The 18,944-nt window shown below is 61.9% G+C and carries 19 protein-coding genes, 1 tRNA gene and 1 pseudogene; 6 read left to right on the top strand and 15 right to left on the bottom strand.

What is annotated here, in order from left to right:
* Nucleotides 1–839, bottom strand: an 839-nt coding sequence (locus tag Q0W88_RS02110) for a DNA repair protein RadA (RefSeq protein ID WP_297799498.1), incomplete at its 3' end; no start/stop codon positions are given.
* A 52-nt stretch (nucleotides 840–891) separates the two neighbouring features.
* Between Q0W88_RS02110 and Q0W88_RS02105 the strand changes: the two genes are divergently transcribed.
* Nucleotides 892–1,446 carry a DUF2939 domain-containing protein gene (locus Q0W88_RS02105; protein ID WP_297799496.1) on the top strand — a complete coding sequence of 185 codons (555 nt, stop codon included), beginning with the start codon at nucleotides 892–894 and terminating at the stop codon, nucleotides 1,444–1,446.
* Here the strand turns inward: Q0W88_RS02105 and Q0W88_RS02100 are convergent.
* From Q0W88_RS02100 to murJ, 7 genes are all read right to left on the bottom strand, one after another.
* Entirely contained in the window at nucleotides 1,443–2,375 is a 933-nt protein-coding gene (locus Q0W88_RS02100; RefSeq protein WP_297799492.1) for a DUF808 domain-containing protein, read from the bottom strand. The two genes, Q0W88_RS02105 and Q0W88_RS02100, sit on opposite strands and share 4 nt — an antisense overlap.
* 46 nt (nucleotides 2,376–2,421) lie before the next feature.
* A tRNA-Thr gene (locus Q0W88_RS02095) sits at nucleotides 2,422–2,497 on the bottom strand.
* A 44-nt stretch (nucleotides 2,498–2,541) separates the two neighbouring features.
* Nucleotides 2,542–3,492: a 4-hydroxy-3-methylbut-2-enyl diphosphate reductase gene (gene ispH / locus Q0W88_RS02090; protein WP_297799490.1), complete on the bottom strand. Its 951-nt coding sequence runs from the start codon at nucleotides 3,490–3,492 to the stop codon at nucleotides 2,542–2,544.
* Nucleotides 3,489–3,983 carry a signal peptidase II gene (gene lspA / locus Q0W88_RS02085; RefSeq protein WP_297799488.1) on the bottom strand — a complete coding sequence of 165 codons (495 nt, stop codon included), beginning with the start codon at nucleotides 3,981–3,983 and terminating at the stop codon, nucleotides 3,489–3,491. The genes ispH and lspA overlap by 4 nt, the downstream gene beginning before the upstream one ends.
* Complete coding sequence (gene ileS, locus Q0W88_RS02080) at nucleotides 3,983–6,754, bottom strand: isoleucine--tRNA ligase (protein ID WP_297799505.1); 2,772 nt, start codon at nucleotides 6,752–6,754, stop codon at nucleotides 3,983–3,985. The genes lspA and ileS overlap by 1 nt, the downstream gene beginning before the upstream one ends.
* 62 nt (nucleotides 6,755–6,816) lie before the next feature.
* A complete protein-coding gene (locus Q0W88_RS02075) occupies nucleotides 6,817–7,767 on the bottom strand; it encodes a bifunctional riboflavin kinase/FAD synthetase (RefSeq protein WP_297799486.1) in 951 nt (316 codons plus the stop codon).
* 28 nt (nucleotides 7,768–7,795) lie between these two features.
* Nucleotides 7,796–9,421: a murein biosynthesis integral membrane protein MurJ gene (murJ, locus tag Q0W88_RS02070; protein ID WP_297799484.1), complete on the bottom strand. Its 1,626-nt coding sequence runs from the start codon at nucleotides 9,419–9,421 to the stop codon at nucleotides 7,796–7,798.
* Nucleotides 9,422–9,470: 49 nt separating this feature from the next.
* Here murJ and rpsT point away from each other — a divergent pair, with 49 nt between their 5' ends.
* On the top strand, nucleotides 9,471–9,740 hold the full coding sequence (gene rpsT / locus Q0W88_RS02065; protein ID WP_297799482.1) for a 30S ribosomal protein S20: 270 nt from the start codon (nucleotides 9,471–9,473) through the stop codon (nucleotides 9,738–9,740).
* 77 nt (nucleotides 9,741–9,817) lie between these two features.
* Here the strand turns inward: rpsT and cgtA are convergent, their stop codons facing one another.
* The 3 genes from cgtA to rplU form a co-directional block, all read right to left on the bottom strand.
* Nucleotides 9,818–10,885: an Obg family GTPase CgtA gene (gene cgtA / locus Q0W88_RS02060; RefSeq protein WP_297799480.1), complete on the bottom strand. Its 1,068-nt coding sequence runs from the start codon at nucleotides 10,883–10,885 to the stop codon at nucleotides 9,818–9,820.
* A gap of 83 nt (nucleotides 10,886–10,968) precedes the next feature.
* Nucleotides 10,969–11,229 (bottom strand): 50S ribosomal protein L27, encoded by a 261-nt coding sequence (gene rpmA / locus Q0W88_RS02055; RefSeq protein ID WP_297799478.1) that lies wholly within the window; start codon nucleotides 11,227–11,229, stop codon nucleotides 10,969–10,971.
* 18 nt (nucleotides 11,230–11,247) lie between these two features.
* The gene (gene rplU, locus Q0W88_RS02050) at nucleotides 11,248–11,559 is read right to left on the bottom strand and encodes a 50S ribosomal protein L21 (protein WP_297799475.1); all 312 of its coding nucleotides are present in this window, start codon (nucleotides 11,557–11,559) and stop codon (nucleotides 11,248–11,250) included.
* 224 nt (nucleotides 11,560–11,783) lie between these two features.
* Here rplU and uvrA point away from each other — a divergent pair.
* The 4 genes and pseudogenes from uvrA to Q0W88_RS02030 all read left to right on the top strand — a co-directional run.
* A pseudogene (uvrA, locus tag Q0W88_RS02045) lies at nucleotides 11,784–14,600 on the top strand (excinuclease ABC subunit UvrA); the annotation flags it as partial.
* A 14-nt stretch (nucleotides 14,601–14,614) separates the two neighbouring features.
* On the top strand, nucleotides 14,615–15,007 hold the full coding sequence (locus Q0W88_RS02040; protein ID WP_297799471.1) for a thioesterase family protein: 393 nt from the start codon (nucleotides 14,615–14,617) through the stop codon (nucleotides 15,005–15,007).
* A 21-nt stretch (nucleotides 15,008–15,028) separates the two neighbouring features.
* Entirely contained in the window at nucleotides 15,029–15,772 is a 744-nt protein-coding gene (locus tag Q0W88_RS02035; RefSeq protein ID WP_297799469.1) for an enoyl-CoA hydratase/isomerase family protein, read from the top strand.
* A 42-nt stretch (nucleotides 15,773–15,814) separates the two neighbouring features.
* Nucleotides 15,815–16,414, top strand: a complete 600-nt coding sequence (locus Q0W88_RS02030; protein ID WP_297799467.1) for a hypothetical protein — start codon at nucleotides 15,815–15,817, stop codon at nucleotides 16,412–16,414.
* A 15-nt stretch (nucleotides 16,415–16,429) separates the two neighbouring features.
* Here the strand turns inward: Q0W88_RS02030 and Q0W88_RS02025 are convergent, their stop codons facing one another.
* From Q0W88_RS02025 to Q0W88_RS02010, 4 genes are read right to left on the bottom strand one after another with little or no spacing between them, the layout of a single operon-like run.
* On the bottom strand, nucleotides 16,430–17,266 hold the full coding sequence (locus Q0W88_RS02025; protein ID WP_297799465.1) for a sulfurtransferase: 837 nt from the start codon (nucleotides 17,264–17,266) through the stop codon (nucleotides 16,430–16,432).
* The gene (locus Q0W88_RS02020; protein ID WP_297799463.1) at nucleotides 17,263–17,877 is read right to left on the bottom strand and encodes a CoA pyrophosphatase; all 615 of its coding nucleotides are present in this window, start codon (nucleotides 17,875–17,877) and stop codon (nucleotides 17,263–17,265) included. Before Q0W88_RS02020 ends, Q0W88_RS02025 begins: the two co-directional genes overlap by 4 nt.
* 1 nt (nucleotide 17,878) lies before the next feature.
* A complete protein-coding gene (locus Q0W88_RS02015) occupies nucleotides 17,879–18,052 on the bottom strand; it encodes a DUF1289 domain-containing protein (protein WP_297799461.1) in 174 nt (57 codons plus the stop codon).
* Between the two features lie 34 nt (nucleotides 18,053–18,086).
* Nucleotides 18,087–18,818 (bottom strand): FKBP-type peptidyl-prolyl cis-trans isomerase N-terminal domain-containing protein, encoded by a 732-nt coding sequence (locus Q0W88_RS02010; protein WP_297799459.1) that lies wholly within the window; start codon nucleotides 18,816–18,818, stop codon nucleotides 18,087–18,089.
* Nucleotides 18,819–18,944 lie beyond the last annotated feature (126 nt).

The raw sequence follows: 18,944 nt of genomic DNA, 5'->3' as shown, positions 1-18,944 counted from the left end.
TTGGCGACTTCCTTCAGGCCTTTGTCGGCCATGGCGAACACGCCGAGTTCGTTGACCGCACCGAAGCGGTTCTTGAATGCACGCAGCAGCCGGAAGCGCGAACCGCTCTCGCCTTCGAAATACAGCACGGCATCGACCATGTGCTCCAGCACGCGCGGGCCGGCGATGCCGCCCTCTTTGGTAACATGCCCGACCAGGAATACCGAGGTGCCGGTTTCCTTGGCATAGCGCACCAGACGCGCTGCGCATTCACGCACCTGGCTGACTGAACCCGGGGCGGCGCTGAGCTGCTCGCTCCACAGGGTCTGGATGGAATCGGCGACCAGAATCTTCGGTTTGGCCTGTTGGCAGTGCTGCAGGATCTTCTCGACCGAGGTTTCCGCCAGCGCCAAAAGATGTTCGGTATCCAGACCCAGACGCAGCGCCCGCCCGGCCACTTGGCCGAGGCTTTCCTCGCCGCTGATGTACAGTGCCGGTTGGCGCGCCGCAAGGCTAGCCAGGGCCTGCAACAACAGCGTGGATTTGCCGATGCCCGGATCACCGCCAATCAGCACTACCGAGCCTTCCACCAGCCCGCCGCCGAGCACGCGATCGAGTTCATTCAGGCCGGTACTGACGCGCACCTGGGTCTCGCCGGAAACCTGTTTCAAGGGCGTGATTTTCGGTTCGACCGCGCCGGCATAACCGGTGCGCAGAGGCTTGGCCACGGTGGCCGCCAAGGTGACTTCAGTGAGGGTGTTCCACTGCCCGCAATCGCCGCACTGGCCCTGCCATTGGCCGTAGGATGCGCCGCAGTCGCTGCAGACATACGCGGACTTGCTTTTCTTTGAAATTGCCATGGTCTTTAGTGTAGCCTGATGGCAGTCAAAAGGCATCGGAAAGGATGACATCATGAAGAAATGGCTTCTGCTTGCCGGTCTGGCCGGCTTGGCGGTTCTGGGCTATGTCGCGGCCGGCCCTTACCTGACCATGCATCGCATCGAAAAAAGCATCGCAGCGCAGGATCTGGACGGACTGAGTGCGCAGATCGATTTCCCCGCCGTACGCGCGGGACTGAAGCTGCAATTGCAGCGCAAAATCGAAGCGGAAACGCCGGATCTGCTGAAAAAAATCCCGATCCTGGATCAGGCCGTGACCACGCTGAGCAGCAAAGTGCTGGAACAGGCCATCGACCCCTTGATGGCCGGGCAGCTGCTGTACATCATGCAGGGTAACGCGCCGGATCTGGATTTCGGACTCGGCGAGCTGGTCACCCCGGTACCTTCCTCGACCAGCACCGACAAGGTCTTCGAGAATGCCGAAACCGATTACATCGATCACCGGACTTTCGTGGCCACGGTCTCCCATGCCGAAACCGGCACTTATCGCTTCACGTTCACCCGCACGGGCCTGCATTGGAAACTCAGCGGCATCGAACTGCCGATGCTGGCGACGCAAAGCCCTTAAGCGCGCTTGCGCCGGAACAGTTTTCCGTAAAGGGCAACCAGCGCCACCACGGCCAGGCCCAGCAGCACGCCGAACACCGCATTGACCAGCGCGGTGATTAGCCACGACAGGGACGGCAGCAGTGCGCCGATGCCTTCGACGGCATGGTGCAGCAGCGGCACGTTGTGGGTCAGGATGCCGCCGCCGACCAGAAACATGGCGGCGGTGCCGGCCACCGACAGGAATTTCATCAGCTTCGGTGCCAGCCACAGCAGAAAGCCGCCTACAGCCTGCTTGCCACGCGACCACAGTCCGGCTGCGGGATTGCGTATCAGATGCAGACCGGCATCATCGAGCTTGACGATGCCGCCGACCACACCGTACACCCCGACCGTCATCAGCACCGCAATGGCCGACAGCGCGCCGATTTGCACCCACAGCGATTTTCCGGCCACGGCACCGAGGGTAATCACGATGATTTCGGCGGACAGAATGAAATCGGTGCGGATGGCACCCTTGATTTTGTCCTTCTCGTACTGCACCAGGTCAAGTTGTTCGTTGCTGACCGCTTCGATCAGTTCCTGGTAATGCGATTCCGAATCAGCCTCGGCGTGCCCGGCGAATTTATGCACGAGCTTCTCGGAGCCCTCGTAGCACAGATACGCGCCGCCGATCAGCAACAAGGGCACGATCAGCCAGGGCACGAAGGCGCTGATCAGCAGCGCCGACGGCACCAGAATGAGTTTGTTGACGAACGAGCCCTTGCACACCGCCCACACCACCGGCAGTTCGCGGTCGGGATTCACGCCGCTGACCTGGTGCGCGTTCAGCGCCAGATCGTCGCCGAGCACGCCGGCGGTCTGTTTGGCCGCGACCTTGGTCATCACCGACACATCGTCCAGCAGGGTCGCGATGTCGTCGATCAGGGCAAGCAGACTGGAACCGGCCATGGGGTGCTCCCGAGAGGGAAAAACCCGCCGGAGCGGGTTTTACGGATGGTGCCGGAAAGAGGAATCGAACCTCCGACCTACGCATTACGAATGCGCCGCTCTACCGACTGAGCTATTCCGGCGGATGGGTGATTTTACGGTTTTTGCCGGATTTAGGCAATGAAACTCAGTCCAAAAGGGTGATGCGCAGCTCTTTCGGCAAGGCGAATACCATGTCCTCCGGCTCGCCGTCGAGCTCGGTGACGGCGCCGCCGCCCAGCTGCTGGAGATGCGAAATGACCCCCTGCACCAGGACTTCCGGCGCCGAGGCGCCGGCGGTGACCCCGATACGGGCAGCACCCTCCAGCCATTCGGGGCGGATGTCGTCGGCACCGTCGATCAGATAGGCGCGTGCGCCGTTCTTTTCGGCCAATTCCCGCAAGCGATTGGAATTGGAACTGTTGACCGAGCCGACCACGAAGATGAGATCGCATTGGTTGGACAGCTCCCGCACCGCATCCTGCCGGTTCTGGGTGGCGTAGCAGATGTCGTCATGGCGCGGCCCTTCGATTTTCGGGAAGCGCGAACGCAGGGCGGCAATGACATCCCGGGTTTCATCGACGGAAAGGGTGGTCTGCGTGGTGAACGCGAAGTGCTCCGGCTGGGACACTTCGAGGCTCATGACGTCTTCCACATCCTCGACCAGATAGATGTTGCCGCGCGCGCCCTGGCTGAGCCACTGGCCCATGGTGCCCTCCACTTCGGGATGGCCCTCGTGCCCGATCAGCACCACATCGCGGCCGGCCCGGCAATGCCGCGTCACCTCGATGTGCACTTTGGTCACCAGCGGACAGGTGGCATCGAACACCTTCAAGCCGCGGGCTTCGGCTTCACGGCGCACCGCCTGCGACACGCCATGGGCACTGAAGATCACCGTGGCTCCGGCCGGAACCTCATCGAGCTCTTCCACGAACACCGCGCCGCGTGCACGCAGATCGTTGACCACGAACTGGTTATGCACGACTTCATGGCGCACGTAAATCGGCGCGCCCAGCATGTCGAGCGCGCGATTGACGATTTCGATGGCCCGGTCGACACCGGCGCAGAAACCCCTTGGATTGGCCAGGACGATGTTCACGTTGATTCCGGCGTCTTATCAGGTACGAAACTGAAGACAATCAGCAGCACGGCGGCGATGCTGATGGCCGAATCGGCCAGATTGAATACCGGCCAGTGGAAATCACGCCAGTACCAATGCACGAAATCGACGACATAACCGAAGCGTACGCGGTCGATCAGGTTGCCCAGCGCACCGCCGACAATCAAGGCCAGCGGCAATGCCATGCGCCATTCGGCACGCGGTTGCTTGGCCAGCATGCCGACGCAAACCGCCGAGATGAAAACCGCCAGAGCGCTGAACAGCCACTGCTGCCAGCCGCCGGCATCGGCCAGGAAACTGAAGGCGGCACCGGTATTGTGCACCAGGGTCCAGTTCCAGAAGCCGGGCACCACTTCCTGCGGCACGCCGTAAGTCAGCGCCGACAGCGCCCATTGTTTGCTGATCCAGTCCAGCACGATGATGGCCACGGAAAGGCCGAGCCAGGGCAATGCATTTTTGCGGTCACTCATCAGAAAAATCTCCGGGTTTCGCCCGCACCACGCACGTTGCCGATGCAGCGCCCGCACAATTCCGGATCTTCGGCATCGGTACCGACACTGGCACTGTAATGCCAGCAGCGCACGCATTTGCCGTGGCCGGAAACCTCGGCCAGGACCTTGAACGGCGTGCCTTCGACGGCCACGGCCTGCACGGATGCGGCCGACAGCGGCGCCAGCTTGAGTTGCGAGGTGATGAACAGGAAGCGCAGTTCATCGGCGGTATCCGGCAAGGCGGAAAGCGCCGATTCTTCGGCATACACCGTGACTTCGGCCTGCAGGGCCGCGCCCAGCCTGCCCTCGGCACGCATCGGCTCGAGCACTTTGCCGACCGCGTCGCGCATGGCCAGCAATTGCTGCATGGCGGCACCATCGGCTTTCAGGTATCCGCCATCGGCCGGCAAAAGAACGTCGATCGCGGCATTGTCCTGCAGGAAGATGCTTTCGTTTCCGGCTCCCGGAATCTGCTGCCAGATCTCCTCGGCGGTGAAGCTCAGCACCGGCGCGAGCGCCCGCACCAGAACCTGCACGATGGCATGCATGGCCGACTGCGCGGAACGGCGACCGAGACTGTCCACCGGCATGGTGTACAGACGGTCCTTGGTCACGTCGAGATACAGCGCACCCATTTCATTGCTGCAGAAGTTCTGCAGGCTGGCGACGACCCGCGCGAAATCATAATCGGCATAGGCCTGGCCCACGCGCTCATGCAGCTGTCGGGCCTTTGCCATCGCCCACTGATCGAGCAGCAGGCAGTCGGCAGGCGCTACGGCATGCACGGCCGGATCGAATCCGGACAGATTGCCGAGCAGGAAACGGGCGGTATTGCGGATGCGGCGGTAACCGTCGGCACTGCGCTTGAGGATGTCATCGGACACCGACATCTCGTTGCGGTAATCGGCACTGGCGATCCACAGACGCAGCACATCGGCGCCGAGCTTGTCGATTTCCTTCTGCGGCTCGACCGTGTTGCCGATCGATTTGGACATTTTCTTGCCCTGGGCGTCGACCGTGAAGCCGTGCGTGAGCACCTGCCGGTAAGGGGCGACGCCGTCCATCGCCACCCCGGTCAGCAGCGAGCTCTGGAACCAGCCGCGGTGCTGGTCGGAGCCTTCCAGATACAGATCGGCCGGCTTCGACAGGCCATCGGCCGGACGTGCGGCCAGCACCGCCTGGTGGGTTACCCCGGAATCGAACCAGACATCGAGGATATCGGTGATTTTTTCGTAATGGGCGGCATCGCCGCCGAGCAGCGTTTCGGGTTGAAGATCGAACCAGGCATCGATGCCGGAAACGGCGACCAGATCGGCGACCTTGCGCATCAGCGCCACGGAGTCCGGATGCGGCTCGCCGCTGATCCTGTCGATGAACAGCGCAATGGGCACGCCCCAGGTGCGTTGGCGCGAAATGCACCAGTCCGGACGGCCGTCAATCATGCCCTTGATGCGCGCCTGGCCCCAGTCGGGAATCCAGCGCACGCCATCGATAGCGTTCAATGCGTCATCGCGCAGACCGGCCTGCTGCATGGAGATGAACCATTGCGGCGTGGCGCGGAAGGCCACCGGCGTTTTATGTCGCCAGCAATGCGGGTAGCTGTGGGTGAGTTTGGAAAACGCCAAAAGCACGCCCCGCTCGCGCAGCAGTTCGACGATGCTGTCATTCGCCTTCCAGATGTGCTGGCCGGCGAAAATTTCGGTATTCGGCAGGTACACGCCTTTGCCATCGACCGGATTGAGCGTTTCGATGCCGTATTTCTGGCCGACCGCGAAGTCTTCCTGGCCGTGACCCGGCGCAGTGTGTACGGCGCCGGTACCGGCATCGGTGGTGACATGATCGCCGAGGATGACCGGCACGGTGCGTGCGTAAAACGGATGCTGAAGCAGCTGATGCTCGAGCGCCGCACCCGGTGCACGGCCAAGGATCTCGACCGTGGCGACGCCGTAACGCGCCAACGCAGATTCCGCCAGCGCTTCGGCCAGTACCAGCAGACCTTCGGGTCCGCGTACCAGGACATAATCGACGTCCGGCCCGAGGGTGACCGCCATGCTGGCCGGCAGCGTCCACGGCGTGGTGGTCCAGATCGGCACCGCGACAGGCGCAGCACCATCAACTCCAAAGGCTTTTGCCACTGCCGCCGGATCGAGCGCGGCATAGGCCACATCCACCGCCGGCGAGGTTTTATCGGCGTATTCGATTTCCGCTTCGGCCAGAGCCGAGCCGCAGTCGAAGCACCAATGCACCGGCTTCACCCCGCGTGCCAGATGGCCGCGTTCGGTGATTTTGGCCAGACTGCGCAGCATCTCGGCTTCGAAGGCGAAATCCATGGTGCGGTAGGGGTTTTTCCAGTCGCCCAGAACGCCGAGGCGCTGGAAATCCTTGGACTGGCCGGCGATCTGTTCGGCGGCGTACTCCCGGCACTTCTGGCGGAATTCGCGGGCATCGAGTTTCACGCCGACTTTGCCGTGCTTTTTTTCCACGGCCAGTTCGATCGGCAGACCATGGCAATCCCAGCCCGGAACATACGGGGCATCGAAGCCGGCCATCATCTTGGATTTGACCACGACATCCTTCAGCACCTTATTGACGGCGTGACCGATGTGGATGTTGCCGTTGGCATAGGGCGGGCCGTCGTGCAGAACGAACACTGGCTTGCCGGCATTGCGGGCGCGCACGGCCGCATACAGATCATGCTGCTGCCATTGCGCCAGCATGGCCGGTTCGCGCTTGGGCAGGTCGCCGCGCATGGCGAAAGCCGTGTCCGGCAGACTGATGGTGTGTTTGTAGTCCTTGCTGTTTTCCTGCGTGCTCACGCACATTCTCCCAAAGTACGGCGCGCCAGAATTTCGCGCGCCTGTGCGGCATCCAAGTCCATCTGGCGCACCAGCGCATCAAGACCTTCGAATTTTTCTTCATCGCGCAGCTTGCTGACGAACTCCACCCGTAGATGCTTTCCGTAAAGATCGCCGTCGAAATCGAACAGATGGGCTTCAAGCAGCGGTTCGCGCCCGTTCACGGTCGGCCGCGTCCCCAGACTGGACACGCCGGCAATCGGTTCACTGCCGACACCGTGGATCCAGGTCGCATAGATACCCATCAATGCCGGCTTGCGGCCCTGCAGTCGGATATTCGCGGTCGGATAGCCGAGCGTTCGGCCAAGCTGCTGTCCGCGAACGACACGGCCTTCGATGGCATACGGGCGGCCGAGTTTCAGCGCGGCATCCTGAATGCGGCCGGCCTGCAGATCGGCACGGATCAGGGAGCTTGAAATCCGCTCGCCCTGCTGTACCTGCGGCTGCACGGCATGGGCTTCGAAACCATGCGCCATTCCGAACTGCTTGAGCATGGCCAGATCGCCGCGTCGGCCTTTACCGAAAAAGAAATCCGGACCGACCAGGACGCGGCGCGCATTCAGGCGCTGCACCAGCAATTCCGTGATGAAGGTTTCCGCCGGCGTGTCGGCAAGGGCCTGATTGAACCGCAGCAATCCGACGGCATCGGCGCCACACCCGCGCAACGCACGGAATTTCTGCCGGGCTCGGATCAGCCGCGGCGGCGGATTGGCTTTACCGAAGAACTCGCGCGGCAGGGGCTCGAAGCTGACCACGACCAAATCCAGCACCTCGGAATCGGCATGGCGACGGGCTTCGTCAAGCAGGTGACGGTGGCCGAGATGCAAACCGTCGAACGCGCCGATGCAGACCACGCTTCCGCGCGGACTGATCCGTGGTCCTGAGAAATCCCGGAATAATACTGTCATGACCCTTGAATTATAGCTGTTTCCGGCTTCAGACTTCACGCAAATGACGCAGTCGCAGGCCGAAAAGCCAGTGTGTCGCCAAATAGGCGGCGGCACCGGCCGCCACCGCGACCGCCAGCCAGAGCAGACGGTAAAGGCCATGCAGCTGGCCCCAGTCGCCGATCTGCATGCGCACCGCCCAGACCACCGCCCACATCACCGCGGCGGCGCCGAAAATCCGCAACAGCCAGACCAGCCAACCGGCTTCGGGGCGGTAGGCGTTTTCGCGGTGCAGCAGCCAGGCCAACGCGGCGGCATTGAAAATGCCGGCCGTTGCCGTGGCCAGGGCGATACCGGTGTGCGCATAGGGCAGACCGGCCCAGCGCATCAAGGAGACGAAAGAAGCGATCAGGACCACATTGACCAGCACGGTCCAGACCGCGACTTTCATGGGTGTCTTGGTGTCATGGCGCGAGTAGAATGCCGGCAACAGCACCTTGGACAGCATGAAGGCCGGGATGCCGATGCTCATTGCGGACACCGCCAGCGACACCATGCGGGTGTCTTCGGCAGTGAACTTGCCGTGCTGGAACAGCGTGGCACACAGCGGCTCGGCCAAAGCCACCAGGCCGACCGCTGCCGGAATGCCGATCAGGCAGACCATTTTCAGCCCCCAATCCAGGGCATGGTTGTAGCCCTCGCGGTTTTCGGCGGCATGCTGGCGCGACAGATGCGGCAGGATGACGGTACCGATGGCGACCCCGAACAGACCGAGCGGAAATTCGGTCAGCCGGTCGGAGTAATACAGCCAGCTCTGGGCATTGGCGACCAGCGCCGAAGCGAACACGGTACCGACCAGCAGATTGAGCTGGGCCACGGAGGACGAGAAGATGGTCGGCAGCATCAGTTTGAACACCCGCTGCACGCCCGGATGCCTGAAATTCAGGCGGAATGCCGGTTTGACGCCGAAACGCGCCAAGGCCGGCCACATCACGCAGAACTGCAGGACTCCGGCCAGCAACACGCCCCAGGCCAGGGCATAGGCCGGAATGTCGAAATAAGGCGCCAGCACCAGCATGGCGAAAATAATGGCCAGATTATGCAGCACCGGAATGAATGCCGGCAGCCCGAAATGGCGGAAACTGTTCATGACCGCACCGGCCAGGGCGGTCATTGAAATGAAGGCGAGGTACGGGAAGGTGATACGCAGCATGGCCGCGGTCAGGGCCACCTGCTCGGAGTCCTTGTCGGCAAAGGCCAGGAACAGCTGCGCGATCCAGGGCGACAATGCGATTCCGAGGGCAGTGACCACCAGAACCGCCGCCAGCAAAGCACCGGCGATATGGTTCAGGAAGTCGCGGATCTGGGCTTCATCGCCCTTTTCCCGCAGTTCGGACAGAACCGGCACGAAGGCCGAAGAAAATGAGCCCTCGGCAAAGATCCGGCGCAGATAGTTCGGAATCCGGTAGGCCACCACGAAGGCGCTGACCGCCGGCCCGGTCCCGAACAGGGTGGCCTGCAGCAGATCCCGGGCAAACCCGGCCAGCCGGGACAGGAAGGTCATTCCCCCGAAAACGGCGGTGGAACGCAATAAACCGGGTTTCGCCACTGTTTTCACCGAATCCTGAACGCTGTACCTACGGTCATTATTGACGCAACGGGGATTTTCTGCCATACTTTTCAATCTTTGACACCCCCAATTCACCGATTTTCAGGAGCCCGCTGTGGCCAATATCAAATCCGCCAAGAAACGCGCCAAGCAAACCGTGGTCCGCAACGCGCGCAACACCAGCCAGCGCTCGATGCTGCGTACCCTGGTCAAGAAGGTCGTCAAGGCCTTGGAAACCAAGGATGTCGCCGCCGCCGAAGCCGCTTTCGTCGAGGCCGTGCCGGTTCTGGACCGTTACTCCTCGCGTGGCCTGATCCACCGCAACAAGGCCGCCCGTCACAAGAGCCGCCTGACCGCGCACATCAAGGCGCTGAAAGCCGCCTGATTGCGGGTGACGCAACGCCATGAAAAAAACCGGCCTCGGCCGGTTTTTTTGTTGCCCTTTCGGGCCGAAGCGCCGGGTCAAACGCCCATTTTGGCGCGTTCGGCAAGATCCTCGGCGGCCTCGAGCGCGGCGTGCTTCTGGTCATCGAAGAACTGCTGGATCTTCAGCATGATCGGCCAGGTGCCTTCGCGGCCGATGGCCGAGACCGTGAACCAGGGCTCTTTCCAATCGAGCGCGGCGATGATGGCCTTGGCGCGTTCAGCCCGGGTGTCATCGTCCAGCAGGTCGCCTTTGTTGAGCACCAGCCAGCGCGGCTTCTCGAGCATGCCCGGGTCGTACTTGCGCAGCTCGTTTTCGATGGCGCGGACCTGCTCGGCAGGATCAATCGACTCGTCGAACGGCGCCATGTCGACCAGATGCAGCAGCAGACGGGTACGTTGCACATGGCGCAGGAACAGACTGCCGAGCCCGGCGCCGTCGGCGGCCCCTTCGATCAGGCCGGGAATATCGGCAATCACGAAGCTGCGGGCGACCTCGACGCTGACCACGCCCAGATTGGGATGCAGGGTGGTGAACGGGTAATCGGCGACTTTGGGCGTGGCCGCGGAAACCGCACGGATGAAGGTGGACTTGCCGGCATTGGGGAAACCGAGCAGGCCGACATCGGCCAGCAGCTTCATTTCGAGGCGGATCTCGCGCTCTTCACCGGGCGTGCCGTTGCTGGCTTTGCGCGGCGCGCGGTTGACCGAACTCTTGAAGTGCACATTGCCCTTGCCGCCCTCGCCGCCCTGGGCGACCAGCATGCGGGCACCGTGTTCGGTCAGATCGCCGATGATTTCATCGGTGGCGACGTTGACCACTTCAGTGCCGATCGGCACTTTGATGGTGATGTCTTCGCCGGCCTTGCCGAACATCTGGCGGCCCATCCCGTTCTGGCCGCGCTGGGCCTTGAAGTAGCGGTCATGGCGGAAATCGACCAGGGTATTCAGGTTTTCATCGGCTTCCAGCCAGACGCTGCCGCCGTCGCCGCCGTCGCCGCCGTCCGGGCCGCCGAGCGGAATGAATTTTTCACGGCGGAAACTGATGCAGCCGTTGCCGCCGTTGCCGGCAGTGACTGTAATGACTGCCTCATCCACGAACTTCATGGGTATTCTCCCCGGGGGAAATGATGTTTAGCTTAAATGAAAAACCCCGCCGAAGCGGGGTTTCTCCGACAGGCGCGATTGGCTTATTCGGCCGGAACCACGCTGACCGTGCGGCGCTTTTTCGGGCCTTTCACGGCGAAATCGACGGTGCCGTCGACCAGTGCGTACAGGGTGTGATCACGGCCCATGCCGACGTTGGCGCCGCGATGGAACTCGGTGCCGCGCTGACGGACGATGATGTTGCCTGCTTCAATGGCTTGGCCGCCGTAAATCTTGACGCCCAGGTATTTCGGGTTGGAATCGCGGCCGTTGCGGGTCGAGCCTACGCCTTTTTTCGATGCCATGACGTTTTCTCCTCGGTCTTAGGCAGTGATGCCGGTAATTTGGATTTCGGTGAAATGCTGGCGATGGCCCATCTGCTTGCGATGGTGCTTACGGCGGCGGAATTTCACGATGCGGATTTTGTCCAGACGGCCGTGGGATTTCACGGTCGCGGTGACTTTGGCGCCGGCCACGGTCGGGGTACCGACGGTGACGCTGTCGCCGTTGCCGACCAGCAGGACTTCATTGATTTCGACGTTGGCACCGGCTTCGGCATCGAGCTTTTCGACGCGGAGCACTTCGTCCTTCATCACGCGGTATTGTTTACCGCCGGTAACGATAATTGCGTACATGACCTGGATTCCTCTGTAGTTATTTTGGAAAAACCCGGACTTTGGTCGAAGCCCAGACGCGAAATTATGCGCCTAAACCCCCGAAAAGTCAACAGACTTCGGGGTTCGGAGTGCCGATTCGGGGCGGCTGCCCGGCCCAGCCTGAACCGGCGTTCAGACTACCGCCCGGCGACCGCTTCCTGATAGACTGAACGATTGATTCCCGGCCGTATCCGACCCCTATGATGGACTTTATCCGCATCCGCGGCGCCCGTACCCACAACCTGAAGAACATCGACCTCGATCTGCCCCGCGACAAGCTGATCGTCATCACCGGCCTGTCCGGCTCGGGCAAGAGCTCGCTGGCATTCGATACCATCTACGCCGAAGGCCAGCGCCGTTATGTCGAGTCGCTGTCGTCCTACGCCCGGCAGTTCCTGAGCGTGATGGAAAAACCCGACCTCGACCACATCGAGGGCCTGTCGCCGGCAATCTCGATCGAGCAGAAGTCGACCTCGCACAACCCGCGCTCCACGGTCGGCACCATCACCGAAATTTACGATTACCTGCGCCTGCTGTTCGCCCGCGTGGGCACCCCGCACTGTCCGGACCACAATTATCCGCTCAGCGCCCAGACCGTCAGCCAGATGGTCGACCAGACCCTGGCCCAGGATCCGGAAAAGCGCTTCATGCTGCTGGCGCCGGTCATCAAGGACCGTAAAGGCGAGCACATGCAGGTGTTCGACCAACTGCGCGCCCAGGGGTATGTCAGGGCCCGCGTCGACGGCGTGCTGTATGAGCTGGACGACGTGCCGAAGCTGGCCCTGCGCCAGAAGCACAGCATCGATGCCGTCATCGACCGCTTCAAACCGCGCGAGGACATCAAGCAGCGCCTGGCGGAAAGTTTCGAAACCGCCCTGAAACTGGGCGACGGCAGCGCCGAATTGGCCCCGATGGACGATGCCGACACGCCCAGCATCCTGTTCTCGGCGAAATACTCCTGTCCGGTCTGCGATTATTCGCTGACCGAACTCGAACCGCGCCTGTTCTCGTTCAATTCGCCGATGGGCGCCTGCCCGTCGTGTGATGGGCTCGGGGTCGCGCAATTCTTCGACCCGTCCAAAGTCGTGCTGCACCCGGAACTGAGCCTGGCCGCCGGCGCCATCCGCGGCTGGGATCGCCGCAACGCCTACTACTTCCAGCTCATCCACTCGCTGGCCAAGCATTACCGCTTCGATCCGGAAAGCCCCTGGCAGGACCTGTCCGAGCCGGTACGTCAGGCCGTGCTGTTCGGCAGCGGCAATGAGCAGATCGCCTTCACCTACCTGACCGAAGCCGGTGGCCGGACGGTGCGCAAGCACGTGTTCGAGGGCATCATTCCCAACCTCGAGCGGCGTTACAAGGAAACCGAATCGCAGGCGGTGCGCGAGGAGCTCGGTAAATTCATTTCCAGCCGCGAATGTCCGGAATGCCACGGCTCGCGCCTGAACCGCTCGGCCCGGCATGTCCTGGTCGGCGGCAAGAACCTGACCGACATCAGCCGGATGTCGATCGACGCCTGTACGGCCTTCTTCGCCGAATTGAAAGTCGCCGGCTGGCGCGGCGAAATCGCCGAAAAGATCGTCAAGGAAATCCTCGAGCGCCTGCGCTTTCTCATGGATGTCGGCCTGGATTACCTCAGCCTGGAACGCAAAGCCGATACGCTTTCCGGCGGTGAAGCCCAGCGCATCCGTCTGGCTTCGCAGATCGGCGCCGGATTGGTCGGCGTCATGTACGTGCTGGACGAACCCTCGATCGGGCTGCACCAGCGCGACAACGAGCGCCTGCTCGGCACGCTGACCCGCCTGCGCGACATCGGCAACACCGTCATCGTGGTCGAACACGACGAGGATGCCATCCGTGCCGCCGACCACATCGTCGACATCGGTCCGGGCGCCGGCATCCATGGCGGCCGCATCATCGCCCAGGGCGGTCTGAAGGACATCCTGAAAGCAAAGGGTTCGCTGACCGGCGACTACCTGTCCGGCAAGAAGAAAATCGAATTGCCGGACAAGCGCACCAAACCCAATCCGCGCATGAAGCTGACCCTGAAGGGCGCGGCCGGCAACAATCTGAAAGGCGTGGACCTGACCCTGCATGCCGGCCTGCTGACCTGCATCACCGGCGTGTCCGGCTCAGGAAAATCAACCCTGATCAACGACACCCTGTTTCCGATCATCGCCAACGAACTCAACGGCGCCTCGCACACCATCGCGCCGCATGCCTCCATTGACGGCGTCGAGCTGTTCGACAAGGTCGTCGACATCGACCAGTCCCCGATCGGGCGCACCCCGCGCTCCAACCCGGCCACCTACACCGGCCTGTTCACGCCGCTGCGGGAGCTGTTCGCCCAGGTGCCGGAAGCGCGCTCGCGGGGTTATTCACCCGGGCGCTTCAGCTTCAACGTGCGCGGCGGCCGCTGCGAAGCCTGCCAGGGCGACGGCCTGATCAAGGTCGAAATGCACTTCCTGCCCGATGTCTACGTGCCCTGCGATGTCTGTCACGGCAAACGCTACAACCGGGAAACCCTGGACATCCTGTACAAGGGCCACTCCATCCATGACGTGCTGGAAATGACCGTGGAAGATGCCTTGGAGCTGTTCAAGCCGGTGCCGGCCCTGGCCCGCAAGCTGGAAACGCTGATGGATGTCGGACTGAGTTACATCAAACTCGGACAATCGGCCACCACGCTTTCCGGCGGCGAAGCGCAGCGGGTCAAGCTGTCGAAGGAACTGTCGCGCCGTGATACCGGCCGCACGCTGTATATCCTCGATGAACCGACCACCGGCCTGCACTTCCACGATATCGACCATCTGCTCGGCATCCTGCACAAGCTGCGCGATGACGGCAACACCGTCGTGGTCATCGAGCATAATCTCGATGTGATCAAGACCGCGGACTGGATCGTCGATCTCGGCCCGGAAGGCGGTTACCGCGGCGGCCAAATCATCGCCGAGGGCACGCCGGAACAGGTAGCGGCCAACCCGGCTTCGCATACCGGACGCTTTCTGGCACCACTTCTGAAAAAGGCACGCAAATGACACCGATTTTCAGCCACGCCATGGACGTCCGCTGGCGCGAGATGGATGCACTCGGCCACGTCAACAATGCCCAGTACCTGAGCTATGTCGAAGAAACCCGCGTGCAGTGGTTCAACAGCCTGCTGGATGGCTGGCAGAATGGTGACTGCGCGCCGATCGTGGCGGCCATCCACGTCGACTTCCGCAAACCCATCGTCTGGCCGGAATCTATCAGCGTGTCCCTGTTCGCCGACAAACGCGGCGGCAAAAGCGCCACCATCGGCCACCGCATCTGCAGCGCCGGAGATCCATCCGTTATTTATGCCGAAGGCCATACGGTGCTGGTCTGGATCGACCGCGCCGGCCAGACCGTTGCCCTGCCCGACTACATCGCCGCACTTTTCCCCTGAACCGACTCCGACGAGACCGCCATGATCGAGATCATTCCGCACGGCAACATCCATGAAATCAAACTGGCGCGCCCGCCGGTCAATGCCCTGAATTTCGCACTGCTAGACGCGCTGACGGATGCGGTTCAGTCCGCCCCCGGGAACGGCGCCGCCGGCATCGTACTCAGCGGCGGCGCCAAAGTATTCTCAGGCGGACTGGATGTGCCGTATCTGCTGGGCTGCGATGAAGACGGCCTGCGCGCCTGTTGGTCGCGTTTCTTCGATGCGGCCCGCGCCCTGGCGAAATCTCCGATTCCGGTAGCGGCGGCCATTTCCGGGCACAATCCGGCCGGCGGCTGCGTGCTCGCCTTGTGCTGCGATTACCGCGTGATGGCCGAAGGCCCGTTCCGCATCGGCCTGAATGAAACCCAAGTGGGTCTCGCGGTCCCTGAAGCCATCCAGTACCTGATGCGCCGCATCGTCGGTGCCCATCGCGCCGAGCGGCTGATTGTGGCCGGCGCGATGATTGAATCAACCCAGGCGCATGCGCTCGGCATCATTGATGAGCTGGCGCCCCAAGAAGCGGTGGTGGAAACCGCACTGGCCTGGCTGAAAAGCACCACGGCATTGCCGCAGGGTCCGCAACGGGTTTCGCGCGCCATAGCCCGCGCCGACATCGCTCAGGCGCTTGATGGTTTCGCCGGCGACCAGATGGAACAGTTCCTGCAGGGCTGGTATTCGGCGGAAACCCAGCGCGTGCTGAACGGATTGTTCAAGAAACCCTAATTTTGTTAGGCACCCCATTTCAAGCCATCAGAGAGGATAAAAATGCTCGGCATCCGCTTGCGCTGGATACTATTGGTGCTGGTGCTGTTTGGTACATGGCGCTACTTTTCTTCAGGCGAAGTGCAAGCTGGGCCGGGCCAAATTGCGCCGGGCGAGCCTATTCAAAACCGTGCCAGTCCATCTGCACCAATTCATCTTGGCGACTATCGCCTGGAGCCGTTGGCTAATTTCGAAATCGAGGCGCGCGTTCTACGAACTGAAAACTACCGTCTAGGCCGCGAAGCCGAATTATCGCCATTGGACTTTGCCTTGGGATGGGGTGCGATGTCAGATTCAGCGGTACTGGCAGAGCTAAGCATTAGCCAAGGCGGTCGCTTTTACTATTACCAGTGGCAAAATGAGCCGCCGATTCCTGCGCATGAAATTGCCACACAAAGCGCAAATATGCATTTAATTCCCGCCAATGCCGATATCGAAGCACGATTGAAAGCTGTGCGCATTGGTCAGGTTGTACGGATTCGCGGGCAGTTGGTTGAAGCACGTGCGCGTGACGGCTGGATATGGCGTTCGTCATTAACCCGCAATGACACGGGTGCAGGGGCTTGCGAGTTAATCCGCGTTGAATCGCTAAGCATTCGCTAAACCACAAACGAATCGCTAATCACCCAGCGCAATCGGGTTGCGTTCATCGGCGACCCATCCGCTCCAGCTGGGCGCGAAAAGGCGCCAGGTGCTGAGGCCAGCATGGCTCAAGGCTAAAGCGTTGTGGCAGGCGGTCACACCGGATCCGCAGCTGAGCAGCATCTCACTACGGCCGGCAGCCAGGGTTTTGAACTCCGCGCGCAAAGCATCGGGCGTTTTGAACAGCCCGTTGTCGAGATTCTGCGCATAGGGCCGATTGACCGCGCCGGGGATGTGGCCGGCCTTCCGGTCCAGCGGCTCGACCTCGCCGCGGAAGCGCTCCGGCGCCCGGGCATCGAGCAGCAAGGCGTCTGCGCTTTGCAGACGGACTTTGAGTTCATCTTCGGCAATCAGCCGCTCCGTACGGAAATGCACCGGATAGCGTGAGGGCTCCGGTTCAGCCACCACGGATTCGGTCGGAAGATCGAGGGCCAGCCAGGCGTTCATGCCGCCGTTGAGTACAGTCACGTTTTCATGGCCAGCCAGAATGAACAGAAACCAGGCGCGCGCCGCTGCCATCGCGCCGTCGGCCTGGTCGTAAATCACCACCTCGTGTTCCGGGGTAATCCCGAGACGTTCCAGCACCGCTTGCCAGCGTGCCGGTGACGGCAGCGGATGGCGCCCCTGACGCGGATCGGTTTTCGGTCCGGACAGATCGGCATTCAGGTCCAGGTACTGCGCCCCGCGGATATGGCAATGCAGGAACTCATGGCGGCCCAGTGCCGCATCGGCCAGGGAATACCGGGCATCGAGGATTTTCAGATTCGGCGCGAACAACTTGCCGGCAAGCACCGGCGCGGATATCAGACTCATGATGACGCTCCCAGACGCGTGCGTAGATTGATCAGCATACTCGCGGTTGCGCCCCAGATCCGGTAATCCTGCCAGCGGAATTCCCTCAAATTGCGCATTGCACCGCGGAACTCGATCTCGAAGGGATGCTCGTTGCCGGCATCAAGAAAAAGCGACAAAGGCGCTTCGAACAATTCGGCGACCTCGACACCGTCAGGCTCGGCTCGGTAAGCCGGATCAACAATCGCCACGGCCGGAAACACACGGTATCCGGTGATGGTCACCAGCGGGTCGAGATAGCCCAAAAGGCGCACATAGTCCGCCTCCAATCCGATTTCTTCATGTGCTTCGCGCAAAGCAGCATCGAACGGGTTGGCATCTGCGCTTTCGATGCGGCCGCCGGGGAAACTGATCTGTCCCGGATGATGGCGCAGATGGGGCGAGCGTTTGGTCAACAGCACCTGCAGGCCATCGGCACGCGGCACCAGACCGCACAGTACCGAAGCGGGCGCGAAAGCATCGGTGGCCGGAAGAAAGGATTCCAGTTCGGCCAGATTATGCGGCACGGCCTGCAGCACATCGGATTCGCTCAACAGCGCGCGCTGCACCTGCTGCCAGACCGCCTGCGGCATTTCAGGACTCGCTTTCGCGTTGCGGCAGCACGGTTTCCATCAGATGTTCACGCTGCTCATGACTGTAGGCCAGCCAATCGCCGATTTCACGCAGGGTGCGGAAGCAGCCCTCACACAGGCCGCTGGCGTTGACGGTACAGATGCCTACACAGGGGCTGAGGATGGGTTGCGCCATAACCGTAAAGCCCCGGCGGACCGGGGCTTTTTCATCACTTGACGGAGATCAGTTTGATGTCCAGCAGGATGGCCTGGTTCGGACCCGGGCCGCCACGGACGGACTCGACGCCGCTGCCCCAGGCTTTTTCCGGCGGCAGCAGAACCTGCCAGCGGGCGCCATTCGGCATCTGCTGCATGATTTCCTGCATGCCCGGCAGTTTGACCACATCGCTCAGCTTGCCCGAAACCGGTTTGACATCGGCGAAGGTGCTGACGAAGGCCTGGCCGGTTGTCGCCAACGCGCCCGAGAAATTGAACTCCACCGTGCTGTTGAGATTGGGCTTGGCACCGGCACCGGCTTCGATGACCTTGTACTGGATGCCGCTCGGCAGGGTGACCACGCCGGGCTTGGTTTTGTTGGAGGCGATGACCGCATCCGATTTCAGTTTGTTTTCGCGGGCGGCGGTATCAAAGCGTGCTTTGGCTTCGGCCTCGCGCTGCTTCTGGTAGGCCACCATGGTCGCTTCCAGTTTTTCCGGAGCGATGGTCGGCGGACGCTTGGCGTAACCATCCTGGATCGCGCGGTTGATGGCGTTGACATCCAGACCCGGGGCTTGATCGGCCATGTTGCGGCCGAAATCATAACCGAGGGCATAAGCCAGGGCGGCTTTGTCGACCGGGCCGCTCGCAACCGGAGCAGCCGGCTTGGCGGCGGGAGCGGTTTGGGCCAGAGCGGCGGTGGCCAACGTGGAGGCCAGAACGGCCGACAGCAATTGCAACTTCATAGTCTCTCCAGAGTGAAAAAAAGAGCAAAAATGCTCCCGACAGATTGATAGAATACCCATTCACCGGCCCTACGGCTAGTGATGGCCACACCGGATTCGACCGCCGGCCATGCGCTTTAGTTCCAC

It is taken from the genome of Arenimonas sp. GDDSR-1 (assembly GCF_025980345.1).
GTDB lineage: Bacteria > Pseudomonadota > Gammaproteobacteria > Xanthomonadales > Xanthomonadaceae > Arenimonas.
This window is presented reverse-complemented; position numbering and strand designations above follow the sequence as displayed.

Bases quoted from the DNA above. Each gene is read 5' to 3' on its own strand.
- Q0W88_RS02105 (WP_297799496.1), top strand. From the start codon at position 892: ATGAAGAAATGGCTTCTGCTTGCCGGTCTGGCCGGCTTGGCGGTTCTG.
- Q0W88_RS02100 (WP_297799492.1), bottom strand. From the start codon at position 2,375: ATGGCCGGTTCCAGTCTGCTTGCCCTGATCGACGACATCGCGACCCTG.
- lspA (WP_297799488.1), bottom strand. From the start codon at position 3,983: ATGAGTGACCGCAAAAATGCATTGCCCTGGCTCGGCCTTTCCGTGGCC.
- ileS (WP_297799505.1), bottom strand. From the start codon at position 6,754: ATGCGCGGCGACCTGCCCAAGCGCGAACCGGCCATGCTGGCGCAATGG.
- Q0W88_RS02075 (WP_297799486.1), bottom strand. From the start codon at position 7,767: ATGACAGTATTATTCCGGGATTTCTCAGGACCACGGATCAGTCCGCGC.
- murJ (WP_297799484.1), bottom strand. From the start codon at position 9,421: ATGGCAGAAAATCCCCGTTGCGTCAATAATGACCGTAGGTACAGCGTT.
- cgtA (WP_297799480.1), bottom strand. From the start codon at position 10,885: ATGAAGTTCGTGGATGAGGCAGTCATTACAGTCACTGCCGGCAACGGC.
- rpmA (WP_297799478.1), bottom strand. From the start codon at position 11,229: ATGGCATCGAAAAAAGGCGTAGGCTCGACCCGCAACGGCCGCGATTCC.
- rplU (WP_297799475.1), bottom strand. From the start codon at position 11,559: ATGTACGCAATTATCGTTACCGGCGGTAAACAATACCGCGTGATGAAG.
- Q0W88_RS02040 (WP_297799471.1), top strand. From the start codon at position 14,615: ATGACACCGATTTTCAGCCACGCCATGGACGTCCGCTGGCGCGAGATG.
- Q0W88_RS02035 (WP_297799469.1), top strand. From the start codon at position 15,029: ATGATCGAGATCATTCCGCACGGCAACATCCATGAAATCAAACTGGCG.
- Q0W88_RS02030 (WP_297799467.1), top strand. From the start codon at position 15,815: ATGCTCGGCATCCGCTTGCGCTGGATACTATTGGTGCTGGTGCTGTTT.
- Q0W88_RS02025 (WP_297799465.1), bottom strand. From the start codon at position 17,266: ATGAGTCTGATATCCGCGCCGGTGCTTGCCGGCAAGTTGTTCGCGCCG.
- Q0W88_RS02020 (WP_297799463.1), bottom strand. From the start codon at position 17,877: ATGCCGCAGGCGGTCTGGCAGCAGGTGCAGCGCGCGCTGTTGAGCGAA.
- Q0W88_RS02015 (WP_297799461.1), bottom strand. From the start codon at position 18,052: ATGGCGCAACCCATCCTCAGCCCCTGTGTAGGCATCTGTACCGTCAAC.
- Q0W88_RS02010 (WP_297799459.1), bottom strand. From the start codon at position 18,818: ATGAAGTTGCAATTGCTGTCGGCCGTTCTGGCCTCCACGTTGGCCACC.